Consider the following 23,685-nt stretch of genomic DNA (forward strand, 5'->3'; position numbering starts at 1 on the left):
GCACTACGGGAAACACGAGGTTCGGTCATGAGCGTGAGTACGGCATCGGCGGACACCGCCACCGGCATCGACGGGGATCCGCGCCCGTTCGTCGTGGGCATCGGCGGCACCCTGCGCGCGGGGTCCTCCACCGAAAGAGCGCTGCGGCAGTGCCTTTCGGCGGTGGAGCGCCAGGGCGGGCGCACCGCGCTGTTCAGCGGCGAGGACATCAACCTGCCCATGTACAACCCGCACGACCTCGAGCGCACCCCCGCGGCTGCGGCCATGGTGGCGGCCCTGCGCGCCGCCGATGCCGTGGTCATCGGCTCGCCCGGCTATCACGGCGGGGTGTCCGGGCTGGTCAAGAACGCCCTGGACTACATCGAGGACCTGCGCGGGGACGCCACGGTGTACCTGGACAACAAGCCGTGGGGCGTGATCACCTGCGCGTACGGCTGGCAGGCCGCGGTCGCGACCCTCGGCCAGCTGCGGGTGATCGGCCACGCGCTGCGCGCCTGGCCCACCCCGCTCGGCGTGGCGATCAACTCCGACGATCCGATCTGGAACGCCGAGGGCGACTTGATCGACGAGACCGTCAGCGGCCAGCTCGAGATGCTGGCCACCCAGATCCTGACCTTCGCCGCGGCGGGACGGGCGTCCTCGTGACGGCGGGACTCGCCGGGACTTCGGCGCGGGCTCCCGAGGGGTTCGCGTGAGCACCGTCCGCCGCACGCTGGTCGTGGACGGCGCGGTCACCAGCTATCTCGAGGCCGGGGCGGGAGAGCCGGTCGTGCTGTTGCACGGCGGTGAATTCGGCGGCAGCGCCGAGATCGGCTGGGAGCACACCATCGACGCGCTCGCCGCGCACTACCGGGTGCTCGCTCCGGACATGCTGGGCTACGGGCACTCGGCCAAACTCGTCGACTTCACCGACGGGCGCGGACTGCGCATGCGTCACATCGCCCGCTGGCTCGGGCTGCTCGGCGTCGACTCGGCGCACTTCGTGGGCAATTCGATGGGCGCGATCAACCTGCTGGTCGACGCCACCTCCGCCGCGCCCCGGCTGGCCATGCGCAGCCTGGTCGCCATCTGCGGCGGCGGGGAGATCCAGCAGAACGAGCACATGCGCGCCCTGCAGGAGTACGACGCCACCGTCGCCGGGATGCGCGCCATCGTGACCGCGCTGTTCCACGGCAGCTCTTTCGCCGCCGACGAGGTGCTGGTGGCCCGCCGCCACGAGTCCAGCGTCGCGCCCGGCGCGTGGGAAGCGCTGGCGGCGGCCCGTTTTCGGCGACCCGGCCTCGACGCGCCGCCCCCGCCGTCCGCCGACCGCGCCTACGACCGCATCACCGTGCCCGCGCTGCTCATCGAGGGTGAGCGCGACAAACTGCTGCCCGCCGGCTGGGCCGGGCAGCTGGCGGACCGCATTCCCAAGGGCCGCGCGGCGGTCGTGCCCGAGGCCGGGCACTGCCCGCAGCTCGAGCGGCCCGCGCTCGTCAACGCGCTGCTGCTGGAATTCCTCGGCGCGCAGACCGGAAAGGAACAGCTGCCATGACCGACGAACTGGCGGGCAAGGTCGCCGTCGTCACCGGCGGCGCGAGCGGGATCGGGAGGGCCACTGTCGCCCGCTTCGTCGCCGCGGGCGCACGCGTGGTGGTCGCCGACCTCGATGCCGAAGCCGGTGCGCGCTCGATCGCCGCGCACGGTGCCAACGCGGTCTTCGTGACCGCGAACGTCGCCGACCCCGAACAGGTTCGGGCGCTGGTGGCACACGCGGTGACCACGTTCGGCGGCCTGCACGTGATGTGCAACAACGCCGGCATCTCCGGGACCATGCACAAGACCTTTCTGCACGACGACCTCGCGGACTTCACGAAGGTGCTGGGGGTCAACCTGCTCGGGGTGATGGCGGGCACCCGGTACGCGGGCGAGCACATGGCCGCGCACGGCGGCGGGTCGATCATCAACCTGTCCTCGGTCGGCGGGGTGATGGCCGGCGGCGGCGTGCAGACCTACCGTGCGTCCAAGGCCGCTGTCATCCACTTCACCAAATCCGCGGCGATCGAACTGGCGCAGTACGACATTCGCGTCAACTGCCTCGCGCCCGGCAACATCCCCACCGGCCTGCTGGCCGCCTCGGCCACCGCGATGCGCTCGGAGGTGAGCGAGAAGTTCACCGCCGCCGCCCGCGCGGCCATGCGCGCGGACCGGCCACTGCAACGCGAAGGCACCCCGGAAGACGTAGCCGAGTTGGTGCTGTACTTCGCCGGGGACGTCTCCCGGTACGTGACCGGGACGGTGGTGCCGATCGACGGCGGCACGGTCGCGGGAAAACCCTTGCGGTCGTTGCGGAAACCGGACGACACCACCGCCGTGCGGAACCCGGACGATACAGCCGCCACCGAGAACGGGTCGGCGCGCCGGCCGGTCGCGGAGCGGTCATGAGCACCGGGCGCGGCGCGCGCCGCACCGGGGTCCTGGTGGTCGGCGCCTCGGCGGCCGGGCTCGCCACCGTGGAAGCCCTGCGCCGCGAGGGCTACACCGACCCGATCACCCTGCTGGGCGGCGAACATCACCTGCCCTACGACCGGCCGCCCCTGTCCAAACAGGTGCTCTCGGGCGCGTGGCGACCCGAACAGACGCTGCTGCGACCACCCCGTCAGCTCACCGGTTTCGACTGCGACTTCGTACTCGGAAAGCCCGCGCTCGCACTCGATCTCGCGAGCCGCACGGTCAGCACCGCGACCGGGGAGTTCACCGCCGACCATGTGGTCCTGGCCACCGGAGCCACACCCCGGTTGTTCCCCGGCACCGAGGGCATCACCGGCGTGCACGTGCTGCGCACCCTGGACGACGCCCTGACCCTGCGCGACGCCCTGCGGACCGCCCGGCGGGTCGTCGTGGTCGGCGAAGGCGTCCTCGGCGCCGAAATCGCCGCCACCGCACGCCGATCCGGGCTGGACGTCACCCTTACCGGACCGCAGAGCGCGCCCATGGCCGCCCAGCTCGGCCCCCTGGCCGCCGAGCGGCTGGCCGCCCTGCACACCGGTGAAGGCGTGCGGCTGCGACTGGGCGTGGGAGTGCGGGGCTGCACCGCCCGCGACGGCGCGGTAACCGGTGTCGTACTGGAGGATTCGCACGAGCTGCCCGCCGACCTGGTCGTGGTCGCCATCGGCGCGATACCGATGACCGACTGGCTCGCGGGCAGTGGACTGACCCTGGACAACGGCATCGTCTGCGACGCCCAGGGCCGCACCGCCCCCGGCGTCTACGCGGCTGGCGACGTCGCCCGCTGGCACCACCCCGCCCTCGGAACCGCGATCCGCCTGGAGAACCGCACCAGCGCCACCCTGCAGGCCGGGGTGGTCGCGGCGACCATCACCGGCGCGGAGCGGGCGCATCAGCCGATTCCGTACTTCTGGACCGATCAGTTCGACGCCAAGATCCAGGTGCACGGCCTCATCACCGCCGACGCGAACGCCCGTGTCGTGGAGGGCGATCCGGCCGACGGCCGATTCGTGGTCGCCTTCGATCGCGCGGGCGTGCCCGCCGCGGTCCTGGGCTGGAACATGCCCAAACAGGTCGCCGCGTACCGGCGTGCGCTCGTCGAGGTCTATTCCCCGGCCCCCGTGCCCGCACCCTAGAAAGCGAAATCCCATGAAAGTCACTGTCGATCAGGTCAAATGCGTCGCGGCCGGGCACTGCGTCATGCACGCCGAGCAGGTCTTCGACCAGCGCGACGAGGACGGCATCGTGGTGCTGCTCGACGCCGATCCCCCCGCCGAACTCGCCGCCGACGTGCGGCAGGCGGCCGCGGTGTGCCCGGCCACCGCCATCCACGTCGAGGACTGAACCCATCGCCGGGGGCTGACGCCCGGTCCCCGGCCGCACCCAGGAGGAACCGTGTCCGACACCGTCACCGACGCGACCACGGCCGATATCGCCGAGTACCCGATGCACCGTTCCGCGGGCTGTCCCTTCGCCCCGCCCGCGGAAGCGTTGCGGCTCAACCGGACCGCGCCGCTGAACCGGGTGCGGATCTGGGACGGCAGCACCCCGTGGCTGGTCACCGGCTATCAGGAGTACAAGACCCTGATGTCGGATCCGCGCGTGAGCGTCGACCACCACCGGCCCGGGTTCCCGCACTGGAACGAGGGCATGGCCGCCATCGCCGCGAGCCGCCCGAACTCGGTGTTCACCACCGACGGCGAGCAGCACAGCCGGTACCGGCGCATGCTCACCAAACCCTTCACCGTCAAACGGGTGAACCTGCTGCGCGAGGTCATCCAGCGCGTCACCGACGAGCACATCGACGCCATGCTGGCCGGACCCAAACCCGTCGACCTGGTCGCCGCGCTCGCCCTGCCGGTGCCGACGGTCATGATCAGCGAAATGCTCGGGGTGCCCTACGAGGATCACGAGTACTTCCAGGAGCAGGCCACCGCGAGCGTGGACCGCTACGCCACGGCCGAGCGCGCCGCCGAGAGCCGGGTCGGGCTCTCGCGCTACCTGGTCGAACTGATCAAGACCAAACTCGAGTCGCCCGCCGAGGACGTGGTCTCCGACATCGCCGAACGCCTGCGCTCGGGGGAGATCGATATGAGCGAGGCCGCCCAGCTGGGCACCGGCCTGCTCATCGCCGGGCACGAGACCAGCGCCAACATGATCTCCCTGGGCACCCTGGCCCTGCTGCAGAACCCGGACCAGTTCGCGCTGCTGCGCGACAGCGACGATCCCAAACTGGTGTCGAGCGCCGTCGAGGAGCTGATGCGCTATCTCGGGATCATTCAGAACGGGCAGCGCCGAATCGCGCTGGAGGACATCGAGATCGGCGGGCAGACGGTGCGCGCCGGGGACGGTCTCATCTTCGATCTGGCCCCCGCGAACTGGGACGAGCGCGCTTGGGAACAGCCCGAACGTCTCGACCTGACCCGCCCGGCCGCCCAGCACGTCGGTTTCGGCTTCGGGCCGCACCAGTGCGTGGGCCAGCAGCTGGCGCGCGCGGAGCTGCAGATCGTGTTCCGGACCCTGGTCCGGCGAATTCCGAACCTGCGCTTGGCGATTCCGTTCGAGGAGGTCACCTTCAAGGACGACCGCCTCGCCTACGGGGTCTACGAACTGCCGGTCACCTGGTGAGTGCCGGGCTGCGCGACGGTCTGGCCGCGCGCCTGGCCGCCGCGGAGCGGTCCGGCGTGCCCATCGGGCCGCTCACCACCGAGCATCCCGGGCTCGACGTGGTGGACGCGTACGAGATCCAGTTGATCAACATTCGGCGGCGCGTGCGATCGGGGGCACGCGTGGTCGGGCACAAGGTCGGACTGTCCTCGCTCGCCATGCAGGCCATGATGGGCGTGGACGAACCCGACTACGGGCATCTGCTCGACGACATGGAGCTCTCGCCCGATCGCCCGGTTCGCACCGCCGACTACCTGTGCCCGCGCGTGGAAGTCGAGGTGGCGTTCCTGCTGGGCGCGGATCTGCCCGGCGCGGACTGCACCGAAGCCGACGTACTGGCCGGGACCGCGGCGTTCGCGCCCGCGCTCGAGCTCATCGACTCGCGGATCGAGAACTGGTCCATCCGGTTGTGCGACACCATCGCCGACAACGCCTCCTCCGCCGGATACGTGCTCGGGCGCGAGCGGGTCGCGCCCGGGGACATCGACATCACCGCGATCGAGGCCGTGCTGTCTCGCGACGGCAACGAGGTCGCACGCGGGCGCAGTGACGCGGTGCTGGGCAATCCGGCCACCGCGGTCGCGTGGCTGGCCCGCACCGTGGACCGGTTCGGGGTTCGCCTGCGCGCGGGGGACGTGGTGCTGCCCGGCTCGTGCACGCGCGCGATCGACGTGCTGCCCGGCAGCGAATTCACCGCCGACTTCGCGGGTTTGGGCGCGGTCGGCCTGCGCTTCGAATAGCTCGTCTCCGGAATTCGAACAGCCCGCCTCTGGAACAGGGAGTGTCATGTCTGCGAAAAGCCCCGCCGCGCCGGCCAAGGCGTCGGTCGCCATCGTCGGGTCCGGCAATATCGGCACCGACCTGCTCTACAAACTGCTGCGCTCACCCCGGCTCGAACCGCGCTGGATGATCGGAATCGACTCCGCCAGTGAGGGATTGCGGCGCGCGGCCGGACTCGGGCTGGACACCACCGACAAAGGTGTGGACTGGCTGCTGGATCGGGCCGAGCTGCCGGCCCTGGTGTTCGAGGCCACCTCGGCGGGCGTGCATCGCGCGGCCGCGCCCCGGTACGCGGCGGCGGGAATCCGGGTGGTGGATCTGACCCCGGCCGCCGTCGGTCCCGCGGTGATCCCGCCGGCCAACCTGCACGCGCACCTGGACGCACCCAACGTCAACATGATCACCTGTGGCGGGCAGGCCACGATCCCGATCGTGCACGCGGTGTCGCGGGTGTGCGAGGTGCCGATCGCGGAGATCGTGGCGTCGGTGTCCTCGGTGTCGGCCGGGCCCGGAACCCGCGCCAATATCGACGAGTTCACCACAGTGACCGCGCGCGGCGTCCAGGACATCGGCGGGGCCGGGCGCGGCAAGGCGATCATCATCCTGAATCCGGCCGAGCCGCCGATGATCATGCGCGACACCGTGTTCTGCGCCATCCCCGAGGACGCGGACCGTGCCGCGATCACCGATTCGATCCACCGCATGGTCGCCGAGGTGCAAACCTACGTGCCCGGCTACCGGCTGCTCAACGAACCCCAATTCGACGAGCCCTCGGTCAACTCCGGTGGCCGGGCCCTGGTCACCACGTTCGTGGAAGTCGAAGGCGCGGGCGACTTCCTGCCCCCGTACGCCGGCAATCTCGACATCATGACCGCGGCCGCCACCAAGGTCGGCGAGGAGATCGCCGCCACCCTGCTCGGGAAGGACTCGCAGCGATGAGCGACCACTGGGACATTCGCATCACCGACACCTCCCTGCGCGACGGCTCGCACCACAAACGCCACCAGTTCACCGGCGACGAGGTCCGCGCGGTCGTGGCGGCGCTGGACGCGTCCGGGGTGCCGGTCATCGAGGTCACCCACGGCGACGGGCTCGGCGGCTCCTCGTTCAACTATGGATTCTCCAAAACCCCCGAACAGGAACTGATCCGGATCGCCGCCGAGACGGTCACCACCGCGCGGATCGCGTTCCTCATGCTGCCCGGCGTGGGAACCAAGGACGATATCGCGCGGGCGCAGGACAACGGCGGGGTCATCTGCCGCATCGCCACCCACTGCACCGAGGCCGATGTCTCGATCCAGCACTTCGGTCTGGCTCGCGAATTGGGTTTGGAGACGGTCGGATTCCTGATGATGTCGCACACGGTCACCCCCGAGCGCCTGGCCGCGCAGGCCCGGATCATGGCGGATGCGGGCTGCCAGTGCGTCTACGTCGTCGACTCCGCGGGCGCGCTGGTCATGGAGGGCGTCACCGACCGGGTCGCGGCCCTGGTCGCCGAACTCGGCGACGACGCCCAGGTAGGGTTCCACGGCCACGAGAATCTCGGCCTCGGGGTCGCCAACTCGATAGCCGCCGTGCGCGCGGGCGCGAAGCAGATCGACGGCAGCACACGACGATTCGGTGCGGGCGCGGGCAACGCCCCCGTGGAGGCGCTGATCGGCGTCTTCGACAAGATCGGCGTCAAGACCGGTATCGACTTCTTCGCCATCGCCGACGCCGCGGAAGACGTCGTCCGCCCCACGATGCCCGCCGAATGCCTCCTGGACCGCAACGCGCTGATCATGGGCTATTCCGGGGTGTACTCGAGCTTCCTCAAACACGCCGTACGCCAAGCGGACCGGTACGGGGTCCCCGCCCACCACCTGCTGCATCGCGCGGGTCAGCGGAAGCTGATCGGCGGGCAGGAGGATCAGCTGATCGACATCGCCCTCGAGATCTTGCGCGAACGCGAGGATCCGCCGAGTTCGTAGGCGGTCGGTGGGGACGAAAGTTGTTCGGGCCGAAATCATCTCACCGGGCACACATCGTGCCGCGCCCAGCTCGGCGATCGCCTCGAGTCCGCTCGATCAGTGGTCGCTCAGCCGGGTCCGCCCTGATCCGCAGGCCGAACGGCGAGCGGGTAGTGGGCGATGAACTGTTCGATGAAGGTGCGCAACTGCTCGTGCCCCTGCACCATCCCCACCGCGCTCTCGTTGCAGATGATGCGCGCCGCGCCGGTCAGCAGGATCGACATCACCACCGGCGGGAACTCGGTCAGATCAACGCCGTGGGCGCGCAACACCATGGTGACCGCGGCGGTCTCGATATCGCGCACCCGCTCGGCGAATACCTTCAGTTCGGCGCCGATCACCTTGCGGTGGTTGGCCAGCGCCATCCACTCGGTGCTGAGCCGGGTATAGCGGGTGTCCGTGTTGATCAGCCATAACACCCGCAGCGGGTCGTCGGCTGTGAGAGCCGCACGCATCCGCGCCAGCGCCCGCTCGCCGCTCTCGCACAGGACCGCGACGAACAGGTCGTCCATGGTGGGGAAGTAGTAGTAGACGAGTGTCGATTTGACCCCGGCCAATTCCGCCACCCGCCGCGACGTCGCCGCGGCGTAGCCTTCGTCGCCCATGATCTGCTCGGTCGCCGCCATCAGACGTTCCCTGGCGCCGGTGCTCGCCCGCGCCTTACCGGCCGCCGGCATCGGTGCCTCCGCTGCTCATCGTACGCACACGGCAGGCTAGCACCTGATCGATCGATCAAAACCGAGGGCGGGTGTCGAGCGTGGGTGCGACACCGCTACTTGAGCGTGCTACCCGCATCGACGGTAAGCGGCAGCCCGGTGATGTAGCGGGCTTCTTCGGAGGCGAGGAAGAGCACAGCGTTGCTGATGTCCTCGGGCTCGACCCAGCCGATCGGCAGTACATGCATGAGCTGGGCGACCACCCGGAAGTCCTCCACACCTGGACTTTCCAGGTCCGGCCGGAACATCTTCATGGTGTTCTCGTTCATGAACATCGGCGTGTTCACGTTCGTCGGATGTACCGAGTTCACCCGGATCGAGTGCTGCCCCAGCTCGACGGCGAAGGTCCGCATCAGCCCGACCACGCCGTGCTTGGCCGCGATGTAGTGCCCCGTGTGCGGGTAGGCCTTGAGCCCGCCGACCGAGCTGGTCAGAATGATCGACCCTCCTCGGCCGCCGGAGAGAAGGTGCGGCACAGCGGCTTTCACCGACTTCCAGACTCCCGAGAGGTTGATGTCGATCATCGTGTTCCAGTCCTGCTCGCTGGTCCGGTCCAGCGTCTGCCCACCGTTGCCGATTCCGGCATTGGCCACCACGATGTCGAGCCGGCCCAACTGCCCGACCCCGTCGTCCACCGCGGCCGCAACGGCGTCGAAATCGCGCACGTCGACCTGGGCGGTGACGATCCGCCGACCGGCCTTCTCGACAAGTTCGACCGTCTCGGCCAGATCCTGCGGCGTGGAGTGGGCGATCTGATCGGTGCCGCTGACCGGCGCACACACGTCCACCGCGATGATGTCGGCGCCCTCGCGCGCCAGATGCACCGCATGGCTCCGTCCCTGCCCGCGCGCCGCGCCCGTGATGAAGGCAACCTTGCCCTCGACCCGACCAGCCATGGAACACCTCGTCTCTCGTTCGACGATCGTTTATCGATCGATAAAAGTGGACACCCGACGGACCGCAGTGTCAATGCCATTCTCGAATTAGGAGAACATCATTGACCTTGAGGTCGGGAGCGTGATACCAATGCATCCGCTCGCCGGCTTTTATCGACCGATCAAATCGGCGACGCTGCTCCCGGTCCCGAAAGGCAGACCCATGACCGACACGGCGTTCCTCGACTACTTCTCCGATCCGGCGCTGGCCCAGGACCCCTACGCGTACCTGGCCGGGTTGCGCCGCCGAAATCCGATCGTGCGGGAGCCGCACCATGGCGTCCTGGTCGTCACCGGCTACCGCGAAGCGGACGCGATCTTCCGTGACCACCAATCGTTCTCGGCCTGCGTCTCGATCGGCGGCCCCTTCCCGCCGCTGCCGTTCGTTCCCGAAGGCGACGACATCACCGCCCAGATAGCGCGGGATCGGCACCGGTTCCCACTCTTCGAGCACATGGTCACCATGGATCCGCCGCAGCACACGCGCACTCGGGCACTGCTGAGCCAGCTGCTGACCCCGAAGCGGCTCGAGGAGAATCGTGACTACATGGTCGAACTCGCTGATCGCAGCCTCGACGCCATCGCGGATGCGGGACGCTCCGAGTTCCTCGGCGACTACGCCAAGCCGTTCGCGACCCTGACCATCGCCGACCTGCTCGGCATTCCGGAACAGGACCGTGCCGAATTCCGGCGGCGCCTCAACGGGTACGAGGAGCCGGGTAGCCGGGTGGGCGCGCTGGACAGCGAGCCGGTGGGCAGCAATCCGCTGCAATGGCTGGAGGACACCTTCGGTGTCTACCTCGGCGATCGGCGCGCCACGCCGCGTTCGGACATCCTCGGCGTGCTAGCCGCGACCACCTATCCCGATGGGTCGCTGCCCGAACTCATCGACGTGGTCCGACCAGCCACCTTCCTCTTCGCGGCGGGCATGGAGACCGTCACCAAATTGCTCAGCTCCGCGGTTCGCGTCCTCGCTGAAAACCCCGAGTACCAGGACATTCTGCGCGCCGACCGCAGCCTGATCGCGCCGTTCATCGAAGAAGCACTACGCATCGAGAGCCCCACCAAGGTCGACTTCCGGCTCACGCGCCGATCGACCACCGTCGGCGACGTGGACATCCCCGCGGGGAGCATCGTCATGCTCTGCATCGGCGCCGCGAACCGCGACCCGCGCAAGTTCGACCGCCCCGACGAGTTCCGCCTGGACCGCCCCAACTCACGCGAGCACATAGCCTTCGGCCGCGGCATCCACACCTGCGCCGGCGCCCCGCTGGCTCGCACCGAGGGCCGCGTCACCCTGGACCGCCTACTCGACCGGGTCACGGATCTAACGATCGACGATGATGCACACGGACCCGCCGATGGTCGCGAGTTCCACTACGAGCCCACCTTCCTGCTGCGCGGACTGCAGGAACTGCACGTCACCTACCGGCCTCGGCCGGACGCCCGGTAATTCCGAAGGGCGGCGACGGTGCGGGCAGGACGACGAGCTCATCGACATAGCCCTCGAATCCTGCGCGAACGCGAAGACCCGTCGAAATGACCGTCAGGGCCGCAGGTTCCACAGCGCGTCGATCGGCACGGCGCGGAACTTGGGGCCGAAAGGCAGCGTCTCGGTGCCGGTGTAGAGCACGTACCCGGCGAGCAGATCGTCGCCGAGGCGATCGGCCAGATGCCGCAGGCCGCGGAAATCCTCACCCTTGACGGTCGTGGCGGCCTTGACCTCGATGGCGATGACCTGGTGCCGGTTGTTCTCGAGTACGATGTCGACCTCGACGTTGTCGCGCGTGCGGTAGTGGTACATGCGTATCTCCTGGTCGGCCCAGGTCAGCTGGCGGGCGACCTCGGCGGTGACGAAGCTTTCCAGCAGCGGGCCGACGGGGCCGTTCGGAGTGCGCAGTGCGCGAGTGTCTGCCCCGCACAGGTGGGTGGCGATCCCGGAATCGACCATGATCACCTTCGGGGTACCCACGGCGCGACTGGTCAGGTTTCGCGACCAGGCGGGGATCCGCTTGATCAAAAACACTTCTTCGAGCAGGCGCAGGTAGCGTGTGACGGTGTCGCGCGGCAAGCCCAACTCGCTACCGAGCGTGGCCGGCACCAGCAATTGACCCGAGCGGGCGGCGACCAGATTGGTGAGCGCGAACATCTCGGTGGTGCGCTCGATCTCCGACAGTTCCATGACGTCGCGGTTGATCAAGTCCGAGATGTAGGAGGAGAAGAATCGGGCACGCCGTTTGCCAACGCGGGCAACGGCTTCGGGGAATCCTCCCCGTGCGATCCGTTCGATGTAGCCGTCCCGGCTCTCGGTTCCGGTGTACCGCAGGCCGGGTCCATGTTCGAAGGCCGCGTCGACGAATCCATCGGGCGCACCGTCGATCTCACCCTGCGAGAGCGGCCACAGCTCGATGGTCTCGATGCGCCCGGGGAGTGCGTCCGGCACGCTCCGCAGGGCCATCACGTGCGCCGAACCGGTGAGCAGGAACCGTCCCGGCCGCGAGTCCGCGTCGACCGTCTCCTTGATTGCCAGCAGCAGCTCGGGCACCCGCTGCACCTCGTCGATCACCAGCGGGCCGTCGCTCAGGACGAACTCGCTGGGGTCGTAGATCGCGGCCTGCCGAGTCTCGGGGCGGTCCAGGCTCCGCCACGTTGCCTCGATCTCGCGGCCGATCCTGGCGATGAGCGTGCTCTTGCCGCACTGACGAGCACCGTTGACGAGTACGACGCGCGTGTCCATCAGCGCCTCGTGAACGGCAGAATGCGCATGTCTCGGCAGAATCCGGCCGATAGGGGACGAAGAGAATGCCGGTATCATACTCGCAATAGTGCCACGTTGAGGGTGTATTGTCCGGCAACCGCATGCGTGTTCTGCCGCACGGTTCGTGCGCATCTCGCCGCTAGGTGCGTGCGTGTTCTGCCGCAACGCGTGTGCGTGTTCTGCCGCTGGAGAAATGCGCGTTTTGCCGAGTCGTTGACGTCCTACTCGGTTGATCGAACATATGTTCTAATTCGATGTATGCTGACCCGCGTGACCAAACATTCGACCGCGCTGGCGCCGAGTGCTCCAGCCCCGGGCTGGCCGGATCTGACCGACGCAGACCTACTGCGCACCCTCGTCGAAACCGAACGCCGTCGCCGCCGGCTGGACGCCGCGATGCGCGCGGCGGTCTCCGAGGCCGAGCGCCGCGGCCTGGCCGTGGACACCGGCTACCGCGACACCGTGGATCTTTTGATCGACCTACTCCGGATCAGCGCCCACGAGGCTCGCCGCCGGATCGAATACGCGGTACCCCACCCCCGCCCGCGCACCAAGAAAGTATGGCGTGTGCTGGCGGCGGCGAGCTGACCCCCACGCGGGTGGTCCGGTTCGATCGCGGACCCGCGAGGTCGTGATCGAACCGGTGTCGGTCACGAACCCGACGAACCACCGAAGAGCGGCAGCACGAGCGCCGCGGAACCGGACGTGGACCCGGAGTTCAAGGAACTGCCGATGATGTTGCAGGTGGTCGCGACCGCGGACCCCAGCGACAGCGAAAGATTCGGGTAGCTCGACGGGTTGGGCGGGCAGATGCTCACCTTGACCGACCGGCTGGAACTGCCCTGGCTGACGGTGACCGTGTACGCCCCCACAGCGGGCGGGGTCCAGGTGATGTCCACGAACCCGTTGAGCCCGTCCGAGCTACCGAACGGGGTGCCCTGCCCGATGGTGGTCCCGTTGACCGACAAGGTGACCGGACTGAGCCGGTCGGCCCCACTGGTCGTAACCGAGACCTGGCAGGGAACGGATGGCGTGGCGCACCCGACTCCGAAGGAGTCGACGGTGGCATGGGCGGCCGGTGCGAGCAGCGCGGGCAGGGCGAGTGCGGGCGCGCAAAGTAGCCCGGCGGCAGCGACCCGGGATGAGTTGACCATGGCTGGGGATCGTATGCGAAGCACTGTTGTTTCAACTGCGAAGCGCTGCCCCTGCTTTCCGGGGGTAGACAACTGCGGTGTAGTCCGAATCCCCTCTGTCACAGCTAGATTCAGAGGATGGACTCCGAGGATGACGAGCAGTACACGCTACAAGAACTGTTCGAGATGCTGGGACTGCCCAGCGCCCCCGCGGACATCGATAGTTTCGTAACCCGGCATTCGATAACGAAGCGGAGTGTCCACCTGTTCGACGCCCACTTCTGGACACGGCACCAGCGTGAATACTTCTGGGATCTACACGAGGACGGACACTGCGAACAAGCCTTCAACGAACTGGACGAACTCCTGCGGCGCACCTGAAGCCGTCGCGGCGACGCCCCTGCCTCTACGCAGGAACCGTTGTCCCTGAACCATTTCGGCGGCTCGGGGGCATGATGTGGTGTAACCGATGGGGCTTAGAGGCGGACGACGTAGCCGAGATGGATTGGCGCGGTGGATTCATCGGGGTAGGGACCTAAGGACGGCAGATCCACCCCACTGTGCGACGACGGGTCGCGGACCTCACAGCAACGCGGCGATCGGGCTGTCGTCGAGGTGACGGAGCAACTGCGCGACATCGTCGCACACGTGGGCCGCACCCTCTTGTTCGAGTTCGGCTCGGGCGATGCCACCGCTGAGTACCCCGATCGCCGGTACCCCGACCGGGAGGCAAGCGCGCACATCCCACACCGTGTCACCGACGAACACGGCGCGGTCGTTGGGAACGCCGGCACGATCGAGGGCGACCCGCACGATTGCGGGGTCCGGTTTCGCCGTATCCACATCCTCACCGCCGGTTACCGCGTAGAGCGCCGCGTCGCTGTCGAGTAGCTTGCGCAGCACCGCGAGCTCGTCCGGCGGCGCGGAGGTGGCGAGCAGTACCCGCAGCCCGAGCGAGGACAGCTCGGCCAGGATCTCGCGCGCGCCCGGTAGCAGCGTGAGTTCGTCGGCCGAATCCAGATAGAGGCGACTGTGCCAGTCATCGGCTCGCGCGGACGCGGCGTCATCGAGCTCACCGGCCAGGGTCTGGATCAGCTGGTCCCCGTCCATGCCGATGGCGCGGTGGATGCGCCATGTCGGCACGATGACATCCACTTCGGCGAACGCCCGATGCCATGCCCGGGCGTGCAGATAGTTGGAGTCGACCAGCGTGCCGTCGACATCGAACAGAACCGCTGCGGGCTCGGACATGATCTACCTCCTGCTTCGTCGGCGAGGTTTCGTTGACGGTGGAGCCGCGCCGTCCGGCGCGGAGATCCGAAGCTCGCGCCGGTACCCGTCCAGGCCGGTCGAGGGTGCGAGCACGTGCGTGGTCATACGATGCCCTCGCGTTGTGCGACCGAGCGCTGGTCGCCCGCAACCGGGGTGAACACCTCGAGCAGCATGTCTTCATCGCGATACCGCGCAAGGCGTACCAGCCCTGGATGTTCGGCGACGATCATGTGAACTTGTTCGCCGCTGAGGGGGTAGTCCGGAGCCGGGTGGAGCCAGTGCACGCACAGCAGCGTGCCGTCCGGCTCGAGGTGCTCGACGGTCCTGTCGAGGGCGATCCGCAATTCGTCGCCGTCGAGGTAGTAGCAGACTTCGCTGAAGACGATCAGGTCGAATTGTGTACCGGGCCAGTCGTCCCCGAGCGCCCAAACCGTGAAGTCGACGGTATCCGCACCATCGCCGAGTCGCAGGGCGGCGGTGCGCAGCGGCTCGTCGGTGATGTCGGTGGCGGTGATCCGGTCGCAGACGTGGGCGAGCTCGGCGGTGAGAGTGCCGATACCGCAGCCGGGCTCGAAGGCGTGCCGATAGCGGGGCCGGGGTAGGGCAGCGAGCGTGAGCGCGCGCTTGCGGCGCTCATACCAGCGGGTGGCGAACTGCCACGGGTCGGCCTCGCGCCGGTACAGGGCTTCGAAGTAGCCGGCAGGCAGGCGGTTCGGGGTCATAGCAGGAAGGTTTCGGTCGGACCGGTGAAGCGGCGCAGGATGTGCTGCGGCAGGATCGGCTCGTCCCCCGGCAGATCCGACAACGGCTGCGTCTGGCTTCGGAACCGGCTCAGCGCACGGCATTTGGCGCTGTGGGCGGCCGGGGGTAAGGCCAGCGTTCTTGCTCGGGAGTGCTCGAGCAGCGGATTCGCCGGTGTGGCCCAGTGCCACATCCAGATCGGGTACTGCAGCAGTCGCGCGCCCGTGCGTGCACACGCCGCTGCGGCCGCGCGCCCGACGGCTTCGTGATCGGGGTGCCCGTCATGTGCCCAGCTCGCCGCGCACCAGACCGGCTCTCCGCCCGGCCGCGCAAGCAGTATCGACAGTCGCTCGGTGAGGTCGTGTTCGTGCCGCGTCAGGTCGCCGTCGGGCAGGTGTAGCCGGAGCGGTGGCTCAGCGCCCAATTCTGTTGCCGCGGCGTGTGATTCCTTGATGCGCAGGGCGGTCAGACGGTCTCGGGTGTGGGTGGGGGAGTCCGGGTGGGAGGCCTCGCCGTCGGTGGCCGCGACGACGGTGACCGGGATGCCGTTCGCGCGGGCCAGCGCGATCAGCCCGCCCACACCCAGAACCTCGTCGTCCGGGTGGGGCGCCACCACGACCAGCTCGCGCCAGCCGCTCACCGTGAGCGGAGCGCAGTCGGCGCGCCACCGTTCCCAGATGGCGTCCTGTGTGCCGGGCGCCCGCAGATCGATCACAGGAGTGCCCACGAGGTATCTCCTTCGCCGATGTCGTGGCCCAGCGCGGCCAGATCCGCTTCACCGTGACTCTGCCGCAGGTAGACGGTCAGATCGGCGACGCGGCGCGCATGCGCGGAGTTCATGCACAGCGGTGCGGCGCCCAGGGCTCGGCCTACGCGATCGAGGGTGATAGTGGCGGCGTCCTCCACGATCGCGCGCACGACCCGGGCTCGGATCCGTGTCCGGGTGGGATCGCCCGCCGGGTCGTGATCGATATCGGCGGCGGCGCGGCTCAAGCTCAGCCGTGCCGCGCCCAGGGCACTGGCGACCGCTCCCAGATGGGCGGCGACGTGCGCGTCCGCCTTACCCGTCGCGACGCGCTCGTGCAGCGGGCGCGCTACCTCGCAGGCGCTGCCGTACCAGCAGGCCGCGACGCCGATCGCCCCGTGCCAGAACCCGGGCCTGTCGATGTAAGCTCCCGGCTGCCCGACCGGAGTGGCCGCGGCGTGCGTGAAATCCATTGCACCGGAATCGGAGTCGCGCATGCCCACCGCGTGCCACGAGTCCGGGACCGGCCGCACGGCCGGGCTGTGCAGCGGCACCGCGAACAGCCGCCGTTGCTCCCCGTGCCGCGCGGTGACCAGCGCGTGGGTGCAGATGTTCGCGCCCGAGCACCAGAGTTTGCGGCCGGTCAATTCCCAGCCGTCAGCGGTCTGCTCGGCCCGCACCAGCGGCTCGGGTGGTTCGGCGGCCCATACGCCCCACACCTGACCGGGTAGCGGTGCCCCGCCGCCGAGCTCGTCCAGGATCGCGGCTGCGTCGGTGTGCGCCTCGGCCAAGCGGCCCAGCACGGTGTCTTCGGCCGCGAACGTGGCGAGGCTGCGGAACCTGTCGAGGGTCCGGCCGTGCCCCGGTAGCGGTAGGTCGAGCTCCCCGGTCCGGGAGAGTTCGTGCAGACGCTTCATGATGCGGTCGCCGTCCATATCCTCAGGCACTGTCGACCTCACTGGGCCAGCGCGCCTCCACGGTTCGCAGGTGCGCGGCGAAACCGCCCGGCGCCCGGCCGTTCCGGCGTCCGGAGGTGGACACGACCACGTCATCCGCCCACACGATCGTGCGTCCCGCGGCTTGCGCACGGGTGACGAACTCGACGTCCTCACCGGAGGGCTTGGCGAGGAAACCGCCTGTACTCCAGTACATTTCGGCACGAAACCCAAGGTTTGCCCCATGAATGTGACCGTGCCCGCCGTGCCCGCCGTGTTCGTACTGCCGCTGATAGCGCAGGCGGGTCGCCGGGCTGTACCCATCCCAATCCGCGACCGACACGACGCCGGCGACCAGGTCCGCCCCATGACGCGCGTAATGCAGCTGCCGGCTCAGCCATGCCCGGTCGACCTGCGAATCGGCGTCGGTCGTCGCGAACCAGGTGTCCGGGCCGCTGGTCGAGCGCACCGCCGCGAACCCCGCCGCCCGCGCGGCCCCCACGTTGTGCTCGTCGACGATCAGTGAATCCACCGCCAACGCGTCGGCGACCTGCGTGGAGCCGTCGGTGCAGGCATCGAGAACCAGTTGTATCCGTACCGGAATCCGGACCTGCGCCGCGCTGCGCCGCAGTGCTCGCACACAGTGGGGAAGCAGTTGTTCCTCGTCGCGGACAGGTACGACGACAACGACGTCACTGATCGGTTGTAGACGTCCGAACCGGTCATCCGAAACGATCATGGTCAGCGCATACCCGCGGCGCGCCGCCGCAAACCGCGGCCCGGCCCGGGACAGCGGCACGCGATTCCCGCACGTCATCGCGCCCGGTTTGCCGCCGGGGCCGCTGGGCATACGGCCACTGTCTTGCCCGCTCGGTACCCAGGAGGTAGCCAATGGCCACGCGTGGAGCCAGAAAACAACCCGTCATTCCCGGTGCGCCATCGAGTGCGCCCGCCTCCGAGGCAGAGCCGACGAAGCCGCATGATCCGTTGCCACCGAAGCCGGACCAGGCCGGCCCGGCCACCGTCACCCCCACCGGCGCGCCGACCGATCTCCCGCAGGACGCGGTGAGCCAGCGCGGAGCGTTTCTGACCACGGCCCAGGGCGCGCGACCCAGCGATACCGACCATTCGCTCAAGGCCGGGCCGCGCGGCCCGGTGCTGCTCCAGGACCACCACCTGCGCGAAAAGATCACCCATTTCGACCACGAGCGCATTCCTGAGCGGGTCGTACACGCCCGCGGCGCGGCCGCGCACGGGACGTTCGTCGGCAACGGCGCCGCCGACCGGATCTGCTGCGCCTCGCTCTTCGCGAAGAACAAGCAGACCCCGGTCTTCGTCCGCTTCTCGACCGTCCTCGGTTCCCGCGGCTCGGCCGACACCGTGCGCGACACCCGAGGATTCGCGACCAAGTTCTACACCGACGAGGGCGTATTCGACCTGGTCGGCAACAACATCCCGGTCTTCTTCATCCAGGACGCCATCAAATTCCCGGACATCATCCACGCGGGCAAGCCGCACCCGGACCGGGAGATCCCGCAGGCCCAGAGTGCCCACGACACCTTCTGGGACTTCGTCACCCTGCACACCGAGGCGACCGCGCACACCCTGTGGAACATGTCCGATCGAGCGATCCCGCGCTCGCTGCGCATGATGGAAGGCTTCGGCGTCCACACCTTCCGGCTCCTCAACGGGGACGGAGAGTCGGTGCTCGTGAAGTTTCATTGGAAGCCGAAGCTGGGCGTGCACTCGCTGGTGTGGGAAGAGGCGCAGATCGCGGCCGGGGTGGATCCCGATATGCACCGGCGCGATCTGGCGGATGCCATCGAATCCGGGGCGTTTCCGCAGTGGGATCTCGGGGTGCAGGTGTTCCCCGACACGCCCGAGCAGATGTTCGAGGGCATCGACCTGCTCGATCCCACCAAGCTGGTCCCCGAGGAACTCGCCCCGGTCCAGATCATCGGCACGATGACGCTGAATGCCAACCCCACCAACTACTTCAGTGAAACCGAACAGGTCGCCTTCCATCCCGGCCATCTCGTGCGCGGTATCGACGTCACCAACGATCCACTGCTGCAGGGCCGGCTGTTCTCCTACATCGACACCCAGATCACCCGCCTGGGCGGGCCGAACTTCGCCCAGTTGCCCATCAACCGCCCGCACGCCGAGATCAACGACATGCAGCGCGACGGCATGCATCAAACGGCCGTCCATTCCGGCGTTGCTCCCTACCGCCCCAACAGCCTCGACGGTGGATGCCCGTTCATCGCCGGCGCGAAGGACGGCGTCCGGATCGATTTCCCCGAGGCGGTCGAGGGGACGAAAGTGCGTGCGGCCGCCGCCACTTTCGACGATCACTTCAGTTCGGCCCGCCTGTTCTACGCCAGTCTCAGCGAGATCGAACAGGCCCATGTCGCGAAGGCGTACACCTTCGAACTCGGCAAATGCTACGAGAAGGCGATCAAACAGCGCGCTGTCACCGTGCTCCGCCAGATCGACGAACAGCTAGCCCGAACCGTCGCCGCCGGGTTGGGCGTCGAGATCACCGGCAAGGCGGCCCAGATCGAGAAGGTCACCCCATCGCCCGCGCTGTCGCAGCTGGGGGGCACCTGGCCGAGCGATGGTCGCATCGTCGGCATCTTCGCCACCGCCGACACCGATCCCGGCGAGCTGGCCGCTACCGTCGCCGCGATCGCCGACCAGTCCATGACGCCATTGGTCATCGCCCCCCAGGGCGGCGAACTTGGCTCGGGCACAAAAACGGTGGCGATTTCGCGCACCCTCGATACGGCTCGCTCCATCGAGTTCGACGCGCTGCTGATCACCGCTGTAGCCCCAGACCCGCGACTCGCGATCCTGCTGCAGGAGGCCCATCGCCACCTCAAGGCCATCGCGTATACCGGCGACGGCGCGGAGGCGATCGCCGCGGCCGGGATCGATGGGCAATCCGAAGGCGTACAGGAGGCCCCGACGATCGGCGAAGGGTTCGACGCGCTGGCGGCGCTACTTCCGGAACATCGCGTCTGGGCCCGGGACGCCGAGTTCTCGTACTGAGCAGAGGAACTCAGCCTCGGCCCCGCTTAAGGCGGGGCCGAGGTTCGTGTGGCCGGAAGCTGGAAATGCCCTCTCGCCCTGCCGGACGGTCTACCGCCCGGCCACGACCCGAAGTGTTTTGAGGTCGGGATCGGCGGGGTCGGGCACGTTCATGCCCGCGGCATGACCTGTACGCAGGTACTCGATCACGGCTGTGTTGATCAGCTCGCCAGGCACGATCGCGGGAATACCCGGCGGATAGGGGGTGAGCTGTTCGGCCGCGACCCGGCCCGGGGCCTGGTCGATCGGCACGGTCTCGACCGGGCCGAAGAAGGCGTCGCGCGGCAGCATCACCGATTCGAGCTGTAGTTCCGATGGCGATGGCAGCCGAATATCGTGCTGCCGAGAGGTTTTGGGCTCGTGCGCCCACTCCCGCAGCGCGTTCACCAACCTGTCGATGGTGGCATCCTCATCCGCCATCGACAGCGTGGCCAGTACCCGGCGGTGATCGCTGAGTCCGATATCGATGTGACGGTGGGTGCGCAACCAATCGGCGGCGTCGTAACCGGTTGCTCCCGTGGCCGATACGTCCACGAGGATCTGTAGCCGGTCGAGATCGTGGGAGGCTTCCACCCCCAGCAATTGCTGTTCCATCACCTCGAGACCGTCGACGTCCGCGATCCGCGTGCGGGCGCGATCGGCCAAATCCAGTGCCGCCGACAGCAGATCGTGTCCATGCTCCACCATCTGCCGTCGCCAGCCGTCGATCGCGGCGTACAGCAACACATTCGGGCTGGTCGTCATGAGGAGATCCGCGCAGGCGCTGAGGTGGTCGAAGTCCACGAGATCACCTTGCGCGTGGAAGACCGAACCCTGTTCGAATCCCGCGCCCATCTTGTGCACGCTCACCACGCACACGTCGGCGCCGGCATCCATCGCCCAGGTCGGCAGGCCGGAGTGGAACGGCAGATGCGCGCCCCACGCCTCGTCCACGATCAGCGGCTTACCGCGTTCGTGACAGATATCCGCGATCGCGGCCAGATCGGCGCAGGTGCCATACGGACTCGGGCTGACGATCAGCGCGGCTGCCGCGTCCGGGTGCTCGTCCCAGCCCCGGCGGACCTGATCGGGTGACGGCGGATGCGACAGATGCCGTTCGGCATCCCAGCGCGGGGCGATCCAGTGCGGCTGCACGCCGGAGAAGATCAGACCGGCGACCACGGATTTGTGGCTGTCGCGCCCCAGCAGCAGCCCGCCGCGGTCACCGCCGGCCACGGCCAGCATGGCGGCCTTCACCGAGAGCGAGCTGCCACAGGTCGAAAAGAACGCCATCTGCGCGCCGACCGCATCCGCCATCAACGCCTCCGCGTCGGAGAGGTATCGGTTGCGTGAGAGCCGGTCATCGAGACCGCTCGCGGCGAGCAGATCTGCGGCCAGGGCGTCCCCGAGCACCTGCCGTACGCGCGGATCCGCGCCGCGCCCTTGGCGATGGCCAGGCGGCGTGAAGCCGTATCTGTCCGATCGCTGATAGTCGGCCAGTGCGTCCAATATCGGTGCTGATGAATGGTCCACCATCGCCGAGTACCCGGCCCGGTCGCACCTACTCGGATACGGCAACCGCCGAGCACACGCCCGAAACGAGCGCTAGATCGTGTCGTTGTTGGCCGAGGGCGGGTTGCCGGTGTTCAGGTCGGTGTCGTCCGGACCCCGTCCCGAGCGTCGCCACAACAGGACAGCACCGACCAGAATCACCAGTCCGATAATGATCAAGATCTCCATATGCTGCGCGTACCCCCGCAATGCCGGGCTAATCCTCTGCGGGAGGGCGCGGGCAATGATCGCGTTCCCGGGCCGTGAACTCAGCCCAGCGCGAACGTGGCGCGGCCGGCGATGTGCTCCAGGTCCACATTCTGCGGGTAGACCTCGGAATAGGTGTCGAGCCACGCCTCTACCTTCCCGGCCCCCGGGCCCATGCCCATTCCGGTGATCACACCGTCCGGCAGGCCGACCACCGTGGTGCCCTCGACCCGCTGGGACTGGCCGCTGGTCCGGCCGGTGTCGAGGTTCCGCCAGTGCACGGTGACGTGGTACGCCCCGCAGAAGTCCCCGGTCTGGGTGATCTTCAACCGGACGCCGAAGACCCCGGACTGCGGCTGGGGCACGGTTTCGGCGTTGATGATCGCGGCGCAGTTGGGACCCGGAACCCGGGTCAGGGTCGGGGTGAACTGTGCGACCTGGTCGCCGGGGTTGGCGCCGGCGGCCCCGGCGAGACCGCTCCACGCGGTCACCATCGCCGCCGCGACGACGCCGGTGCGAAACGTGAACTGTTGCAGGGAAACACTTTTCATTCTCATACCTGTGAGTCGGCACCGCCGTGGAGGGCGTTATCGCCACCCCGGCCCGTCACTTTCAGGGGCAGGAGAACACGGGGCGGTGCGTTCGCCGTCATCGTGGAAGCGGCCGTCCAAGACTGCTTGCGATACGGTCCAACGTCTTTCGGCCGACTCGACTCAGCGCGGGGTTGCTTTCGGCGTAGTACCAGACAAGGCCGATGGCCTGCTGATACGCCCATGCCATACCGCGCTCCCATTCCGGGTCGTCGACGCCGAGCCAGTCGCGCAGGACCTGCCTCGGTGCGGTGCCGAGCAGGTGCCAGGCACCCACCAGGTCCAGCGCGGGGTCCGCCGCCGCGAGACCGCCCGTGTCCAGCACGCCCGTGAGCCGGCCGTTGGTCACCAGAATGTTGCCGGGAATCAGGTCGCAGTGATTCATCACATCGGGATCGCTGCCGCGGGGGAGTGTGCGCAACCGCTCCCAGATGCGATGCAGCAGAACAACATCCAGGAGGCCGGCACTGCGAGTAAGGCAGGTGGCGACCCAGTCGTCATGGGACCTGAGATCTCCGCCTCGCCCATTGCCGTCGAACGTGCGCCCGCGGGCATCGATACTTCGCACGCCGATGATGAACTCGGCCAAGTCCATTGCCAAGGAGGATGATTCGCTGGGATCCGCGTCCAGTGCAACCTCGCCCTCGAGCCACGTCTGAATCGACCACGGCAGTGGATATCCGCCACCGGGTTCGCCGATGGCGACCGGTTCCGGTGTTGCGAACCGGGTTCGCCCGGCGACCTCGCGGGCCGCCGCGGCCTCCCTGTGCAGTTCCGAACGGACCTGCGCAGGGTCGGCGAACCGCATTCGAAACCGCAACGCAAAGTCGTCACCGAGCCGGAAAATCGAATGCACCGTCCCACTCCCCGGCGCATGCCGAATATCGAGCCCGCGCCATTGCGGGAATTGTTCGGCGACCAAGGCGCGCGCGGTCCCGAGCGAGACTTCCAGCTGGTTCGGATGCATGGTCACGACGGCAGCCTCACAGAGGTCGCTGCCCCGAACAAGCGATTTCCCCGCAGCGCGATCGTGTGTCGCCGACACGGCTCGGCCGCCCCATTCACGCGCCGCGCGATAGCGAGATCACCA

26 protein-coding genes are annotated in these 23,685 nt (G+C 68.4%); 13 read left to right on the plus strand and 13 right to left on the minus strand.

Features of this window, described 5'->3' with window-relative positions:
• Window positions 1-27 precede the first annotated feature (27 nt).
• Genes ABZ319_RS08700 through dmpG form a run of 9 tightly spaced genes read left to right on the plus strand, consistent with a single transcriptional unit; the run spans window position 28 to window position 7,904 of the window.
• Window positions 28-645 (plus strand): NAD(P)H-dependent oxidoreductase, encoded by a 618-nt coding sequence (locus ABZ319_RS08700; protein WP_354985738.1) that lies wholly within the window; start codon window positions 28-30, stop codon window positions 643-645.
• Between the two features lie 46 nt (window positions 646-691).
• A complete protein-coding gene (locus ABZ319_RS08705; RefSeq protein ID WP_354985739.1) occupies window positions 692-1,534 on the plus strand; it encodes an alpha/beta fold hydrolase in 843 nt (280 codons plus the stop codon).
• Window positions 1,531-2,424, plus strand: a complete 894-nt coding sequence (locus tag ABZ319_RS08710; RefSeq protein WP_354985740.1) for an SDR family NAD(P)-dependent oxidoreductase — start codon at window positions 1,531-1,533, stop codon at window positions 2,422-2,424. The genes ABZ319_RS08705 and ABZ319_RS08710 overlap by 4 nt, the downstream gene beginning before the upstream one ends.
• Window positions 2,421-3,623: an FAD/NAD(P)-binding oxidoreductase gene (locus ABZ319_RS08715; RefSeq protein ID WP_354985741.1), complete on the plus strand. Its 1,203-nt coding sequence runs from the start codon at window positions 2,421-2,423 to the stop codon at window positions 3,621-3,623. Before ABZ319_RS08710 ends, ABZ319_RS08715 begins: the two co-directional genes overlap by 4 nt.
• A gap of 13 nt (window positions 3,624-3,636) precedes the next feature.
• On the plus strand, window positions 3,637-3,831 hold the full coding sequence (locus tag ABZ319_RS08720; RefSeq protein WP_354985742.1) for a ferredoxin: 195 nt from the start codon (window positions 3,637-3,639) through the stop codon (window positions 3,829-3,831).
• A gap of 51 nt (window positions 3,832-3,882) precedes the next feature.
• On the plus strand, window positions 3,883-5,115 hold the full coding sequence (locus tag ABZ319_RS08725) for a cytochrome P450 (RefSeq protein WP_354985743.1): 1,233 nt from the start codon (window positions 3,883-3,885) through the stop codon (window positions 5,113-5,115).
• Window positions 5,109-5,894 (plus strand): 2-keto-4-pentenoate hydratase, encoded by a 786-nt coding sequence (locus tag ABZ319_RS08730; protein WP_354985788.1) that lies wholly within the window; start codon window positions 5,109-5,111, stop codon window positions 5,892-5,894. The genes ABZ319_RS08725 and ABZ319_RS08730 overlap by 7 nt, the downstream gene beginning before the upstream one ends.
• 46 nt (window positions 5,895-5,940) lie before the next feature.
• Complete coding sequence (locus ABZ319_RS08735; protein WP_354985744.1) at window positions 5,941-6,873, plus strand: acetaldehyde dehydrogenase (acetylating); 933 nt, start codon at window positions 5,941-5,943, stop codon at window positions 6,871-6,873.
• On the plus strand, window positions 6,870-7,904 hold the full coding sequence (gene dmpG, locus ABZ319_RS08740; protein ID WP_354985745.1) for a 4-hydroxy-2-oxovalerate aldolase: 1,035 nt from the start codon (window positions 6,870-6,872) through the stop codon (window positions 7,902-7,904). The genes ABZ319_RS08735 and dmpG overlap by 4 nt, the downstream gene beginning before the upstream one ends.
• Window positions 7,905-8,011: 107 nt before the next feature.
• Here the strand turns inward: dmpG and ABZ319_RS08745 are convergent, their stop codons facing one another.
• Both ABZ319_RS08745 and ABZ319_RS08750 read right to left on the minus strand, forming a co-directional pair.
• Window positions 8,012-8,620 (minus strand): helix-turn-helix domain-containing protein, encoded by a 609-nt coding sequence (locus tag ABZ319_RS08745; protein WP_354985746.1) that lies wholly within the window; start codon window positions 8,618-8,620, stop codon window positions 8,012-8,014.
• A 95-nt stretch (window positions 8,621-8,715) separates the two neighbouring features.
• Complete coding sequence (locus ABZ319_RS08750; protein ID WP_354985747.1) at window positions 8,716-9,555, minus strand: mycofactocin-coupled SDR family oxidoreductase; 840 nt, start codon at window positions 9,553-9,555, stop codon at window positions 8,716-8,718.
• Window positions 9,556-9,757: 202 nt separating this feature from the next.
• Here ABZ319_RS08750 and ABZ319_RS08755 point away from each other — a divergent pair, with 202 nt between their 5' ends.
• Entirely contained in the window at window positions 9,758-11,047 is a 1,290-nt protein-coding gene (locus tag ABZ319_RS08755) for a cytochrome P450 (RefSeq protein WP_354985748.1), read from the plus strand.
• 93 nt (window positions 11,048-11,140) lie between these two features.
• Here the strand turns inward: ABZ319_RS08755 and ABZ319_RS08760 are convergent, their stop codons facing one another.
• Entirely contained in the window at window positions 11,141-12,331 is a 1,191-nt protein-coding gene (locus tag ABZ319_RS08760) for an ATP-binding protein (protein WP_354985749.1), read from the minus strand.
• 291 nt (window positions 12,332-12,622) lie between these two features.
• Here ABZ319_RS08760 and ABZ319_RS08765 point away from each other — a divergent pair, with 291 nt between their 5' ends.
• Window positions 12,623-12,940, plus strand: coding sequence for a DUF222 domain-containing protein (locus tag ABZ319_RS08765; protein ID WP_354985750.1), 318 nt, complete (start codon window positions 12,623-12,625; stop codon window positions 12,938-12,940).
• A gap of 62 nt (window positions 12,941-13,002) precedes the next feature.
• Here the strand turns inward: ABZ319_RS08765 and ABZ319_RS08770 are convergent, their stop codons facing one another.
• Complete coding sequence (locus ABZ319_RS08770; RefSeq protein ID WP_354985751.1) at window positions 13,003-13,506, minus strand: hypothetical protein; 504 nt, start codon at window positions 13,504-13,506, stop codon at window positions 13,003-13,005.
• Between the two features lie 117 nt (window positions 13,507-13,623).
• On the opposite strand from ABZ319_RS08770, the gene ABZ319_RS08775 reads away from it, so the two are divergent.
• Window positions 13,624-13,866 (plus strand): DUF2789 family protein, encoded by a 243-nt coding sequence (locus ABZ319_RS08775; RefSeq protein ID WP_354985752.1) that lies wholly within the window; start codon window positions 13,624-13,626, stop codon window positions 13,864-13,866.
• A 201-nt stretch (window positions 13,867-14,067) separates the two neighbouring features.
• Here the strand turns inward: ABZ319_RS08775 and ABZ319_RS08780 are convergent, their stop codons facing one another.
• The 5 genes from ABZ319_RS08780 to ABZ319_RS08800 form a co-directional block, all read right to left on the minus strand.
• Complete coding sequence (locus tag ABZ319_RS08780) at window positions 14,068-14,736, minus strand: HAD family hydrolase (RefSeq protein WP_354985753.1); 669 nt, start codon at window positions 14,734-14,736, stop codon at window positions 14,068-14,070.
• A gap of 122 nt (window positions 14,737-14,858) precedes the next feature.
• Window positions 14,859-15,479, minus strand: a complete 621-nt coding sequence (locus ABZ319_RS08785; RefSeq protein WP_354985754.1) for an SAM-dependent methyltransferase — start codon at window positions 15,477-15,479, stop codon at window positions 14,859-14,861.
• Window positions 15,476-16,225, minus strand: a complete 750-nt coding sequence (locus tag ABZ319_RS08790; RefSeq protein ID WP_354985755.1) for a PIG-L family deacetylase — start codon at window positions 16,223-16,225, stop codon at window positions 15,476-15,478. The genes ABZ319_RS08785 and ABZ319_RS08790 overlap by 4 nt, the downstream gene beginning before the upstream one ends.
• Entirely contained in the window at window positions 16,210-17,160 is a 951-nt protein-coding gene (locus ABZ319_RS08795) for an acyl-CoA dehydrogenase family protein (RefSeq protein ID WP_354985789.1), read from the minus strand. The genes ABZ319_RS08790 and ABZ319_RS08795 overlap by 16 nt, the downstream gene beginning before the upstream one ends.
• Window positions 17,161-17,182: 22 nt before the next feature.
• Window positions 17,183-17,977 (minus strand): glycosyltransferase family 2 protein, encoded by a 795-nt coding sequence (locus ABZ319_RS08800; RefSeq protein WP_354985756.1) that lies wholly within the window; start codon window positions 17,975-17,977, stop codon window positions 17,183-17,185.
• 92 nt (window positions 17,978-18,069) lie between these two features.
• On the opposite strand from ABZ319_RS08800, the gene ABZ319_RS08805 reads away from it, so the two are divergent.
• A complete protein-coding gene (locus tag ABZ319_RS08805; RefSeq protein ID WP_354985757.1) occupies window positions 18,070-20,229 on the plus strand; it encodes a catalase in 2,160 nt (719 codons plus the stop codon).
• Window positions 20,230-20,319: 90 nt separating this feature from the next.
• Here the strand turns inward: ABZ319_RS08805 and ABZ319_RS08810 are convergent, their stop codons facing one another.
• From ABZ319_RS08810 to ABZ319_RS08825, 4 genes are all read right to left on the minus strand, one after another.
• A complete protein-coding gene (locus ABZ319_RS08810) occupies window positions 20,320-21,780 on the minus strand; it encodes an ornithine decarboxylase (RefSeq protein ID WP_354985790.1) in 1,461 nt (486 codons plus the stop codon).
• Window positions 21,781-21,852: 72 nt separating this feature from the next.
• Window positions 21,853-21,987: a hypothetical protein gene (locus ABZ319_RS08815; RefSeq protein ID WP_354985758.1), complete on the minus strand. Its 135-nt coding sequence runs from the start codon at window positions 21,985-21,987 to the stop codon at window positions 21,853-21,855.
• A gap of 80 nt (window positions 21,988-22,067) precedes the next feature.
• Window positions 22,068-22,556, minus strand: a complete 489-nt coding sequence (locus ABZ319_RS08820) for a hypothetical protein (protein ID WP_354985759.1) — start codon at window positions 22,554-22,556, stop codon at window positions 22,068-22,070.
• Between the two features lie 97 nt (window positions 22,557-22,653).
• Window positions 22,654-23,562: an aminoglycoside phosphotransferase family protein gene (locus tag ABZ319_RS08825; protein ID WP_354985791.1), complete on the minus strand. Its 909-nt coding sequence runs from the start codon at window positions 23,560-23,562 to the stop codon at window positions 22,654-22,656.
• Window positions 23,563-23,685 lie beyond the last annotated feature (123 nt).

The sequence above is a fragment of the Nocardia sp. NPDC005978 genome (assembly GCF_040614455.1).
Taxonomy (GTDB): Bacteria; Actinomycetota; Actinomycetes; order Mycobacteriales; family Mycobacteriaceae; genus Nocardia.

Coding starts and splice junctions, on each gene's coding strand:
- ABZ319_RS08700 (WP_354985738.1), top strand. CDS start 28: ATGAGCGTGAGTACGGCATCGGCGGACACCGCCACCGGCATCGACGGG.
- ABZ319_RS08820 (WP_354985759.1), bottom strand. CDS start 22,556: ATGAAAAGTGTTTCCCTGCAACAGTTCACGTTTCGCACCGGCGTCGTC.
- ABZ319_RS08710 (WP_354985740.1), top strand. CDS start 1,531: ATGACCGACGAACTGGCGGGCAAGGTCGCCGTCGTCACCGGCGGCGCG.
- ABZ319_RS08755 (WP_354985748.1), top strand. CDS start 9,758: ATGACCGACACGGCGTTCCTCGACTACTTCTCCGATCCGGCGCTGGCC.
- ABZ319_RS08735 (WP_354985744.1), top strand. CDS start 5,941: ATGTCTGCGAAAAGCCCCGCCGCGCCGGCCAAGGCGTCGGTCGCCATC.
- ABZ319_RS08770 (WP_354985751.1), bottom strand. CDS start 13,506: ATGGTCAACTCATCCCGGGTCGCTGCCGCCGGGCTACTTTGCGCGCCC.
- ABZ319_RS08775 (WP_354985752.1), top strand. CDS start 13,624: ATGGACTCCGAGGATGACGAGCAGTACACGCTACAAGAACTGTTCGAG.
- ABZ319_RS08750 (WP_354985747.1), bottom strand. CDS start 9,555: ATGGCTGGTCGGGTCGAGGGCAAGGTTGCCTTCATCACGGGCGCGGCG.
- ABZ319_RS08715 (WP_354985741.1), top strand. CDS start 2,421: ATGAGCACCGGGCGCGGCGCGCGCCGCACCGGGGTCCTGGTGGTCGGC.
- ABZ319_RS08805 (WP_354985757.1), top strand. CDS start 18,070: ATGGCCACGCGTGGAGCCAGAAAACAACCCGTCATTCCCGGTGCGCCA.
- ABZ319_RS08815 (WP_354985758.1), bottom strand. CDS start 21,987: ATGGAGATCTTGATCATTATCGGACTGGTGATTCTGGTCGGTGCTGTC.
- ABZ319_RS08745 (WP_354985746.1), bottom strand. CDS start 8,620: ATGCCGGCGGCCGGTAAGGCGCGGGCGAGCACCGGCGCCAGGGAACGT.
- ABZ319_RS08760 (WP_354985749.1), bottom strand. CDS start 12,331: ATGGACACGCGCGTCGTACTCGTCAACGGTGCTCGTCAGTGCGGCAAG.
- ABZ319_RS08785 (WP_354985754.1), bottom strand. CDS start 15,479: ATGACCCCGAACCGCCTGCCTGCCGGCTACTTCGAAGCCCTGTACCGG.
- ABZ319_RS08720 (WP_354985742.1), top strand. CDS start 3,637: ATGAAAGTCACTGTCGATCAGGTCAAATGCGTCGCGGCCGGGCACTGC.
- dmpG (WP_354985745.1), top strand. CDS start 6,870: ATGAGCGACCACTGGGACATTCGCATCACCGACACCTCCCTGCGCGAC.
- ABZ319_RS08795 (WP_354985789.1), bottom strand. CDS start 17,160: ATGAAGCGTCTGCACGAACTCTCCCGGACCGGGGAGCTCGACCTACCG.
- ABZ319_RS08780 (WP_354985753.1), bottom strand. CDS start 14,736: ATGTCCGAGCCCGCAGCGGTTCTGTTCGATGTCGACGGCACGCTGGTC.
- ABZ319_RS08825 (WP_354985791.1), bottom strand. CDS start 23,562: ATGCATCCGAACCAGCTGGAAGTCTCGCTCGGGACCGCGCGCGCCTTG.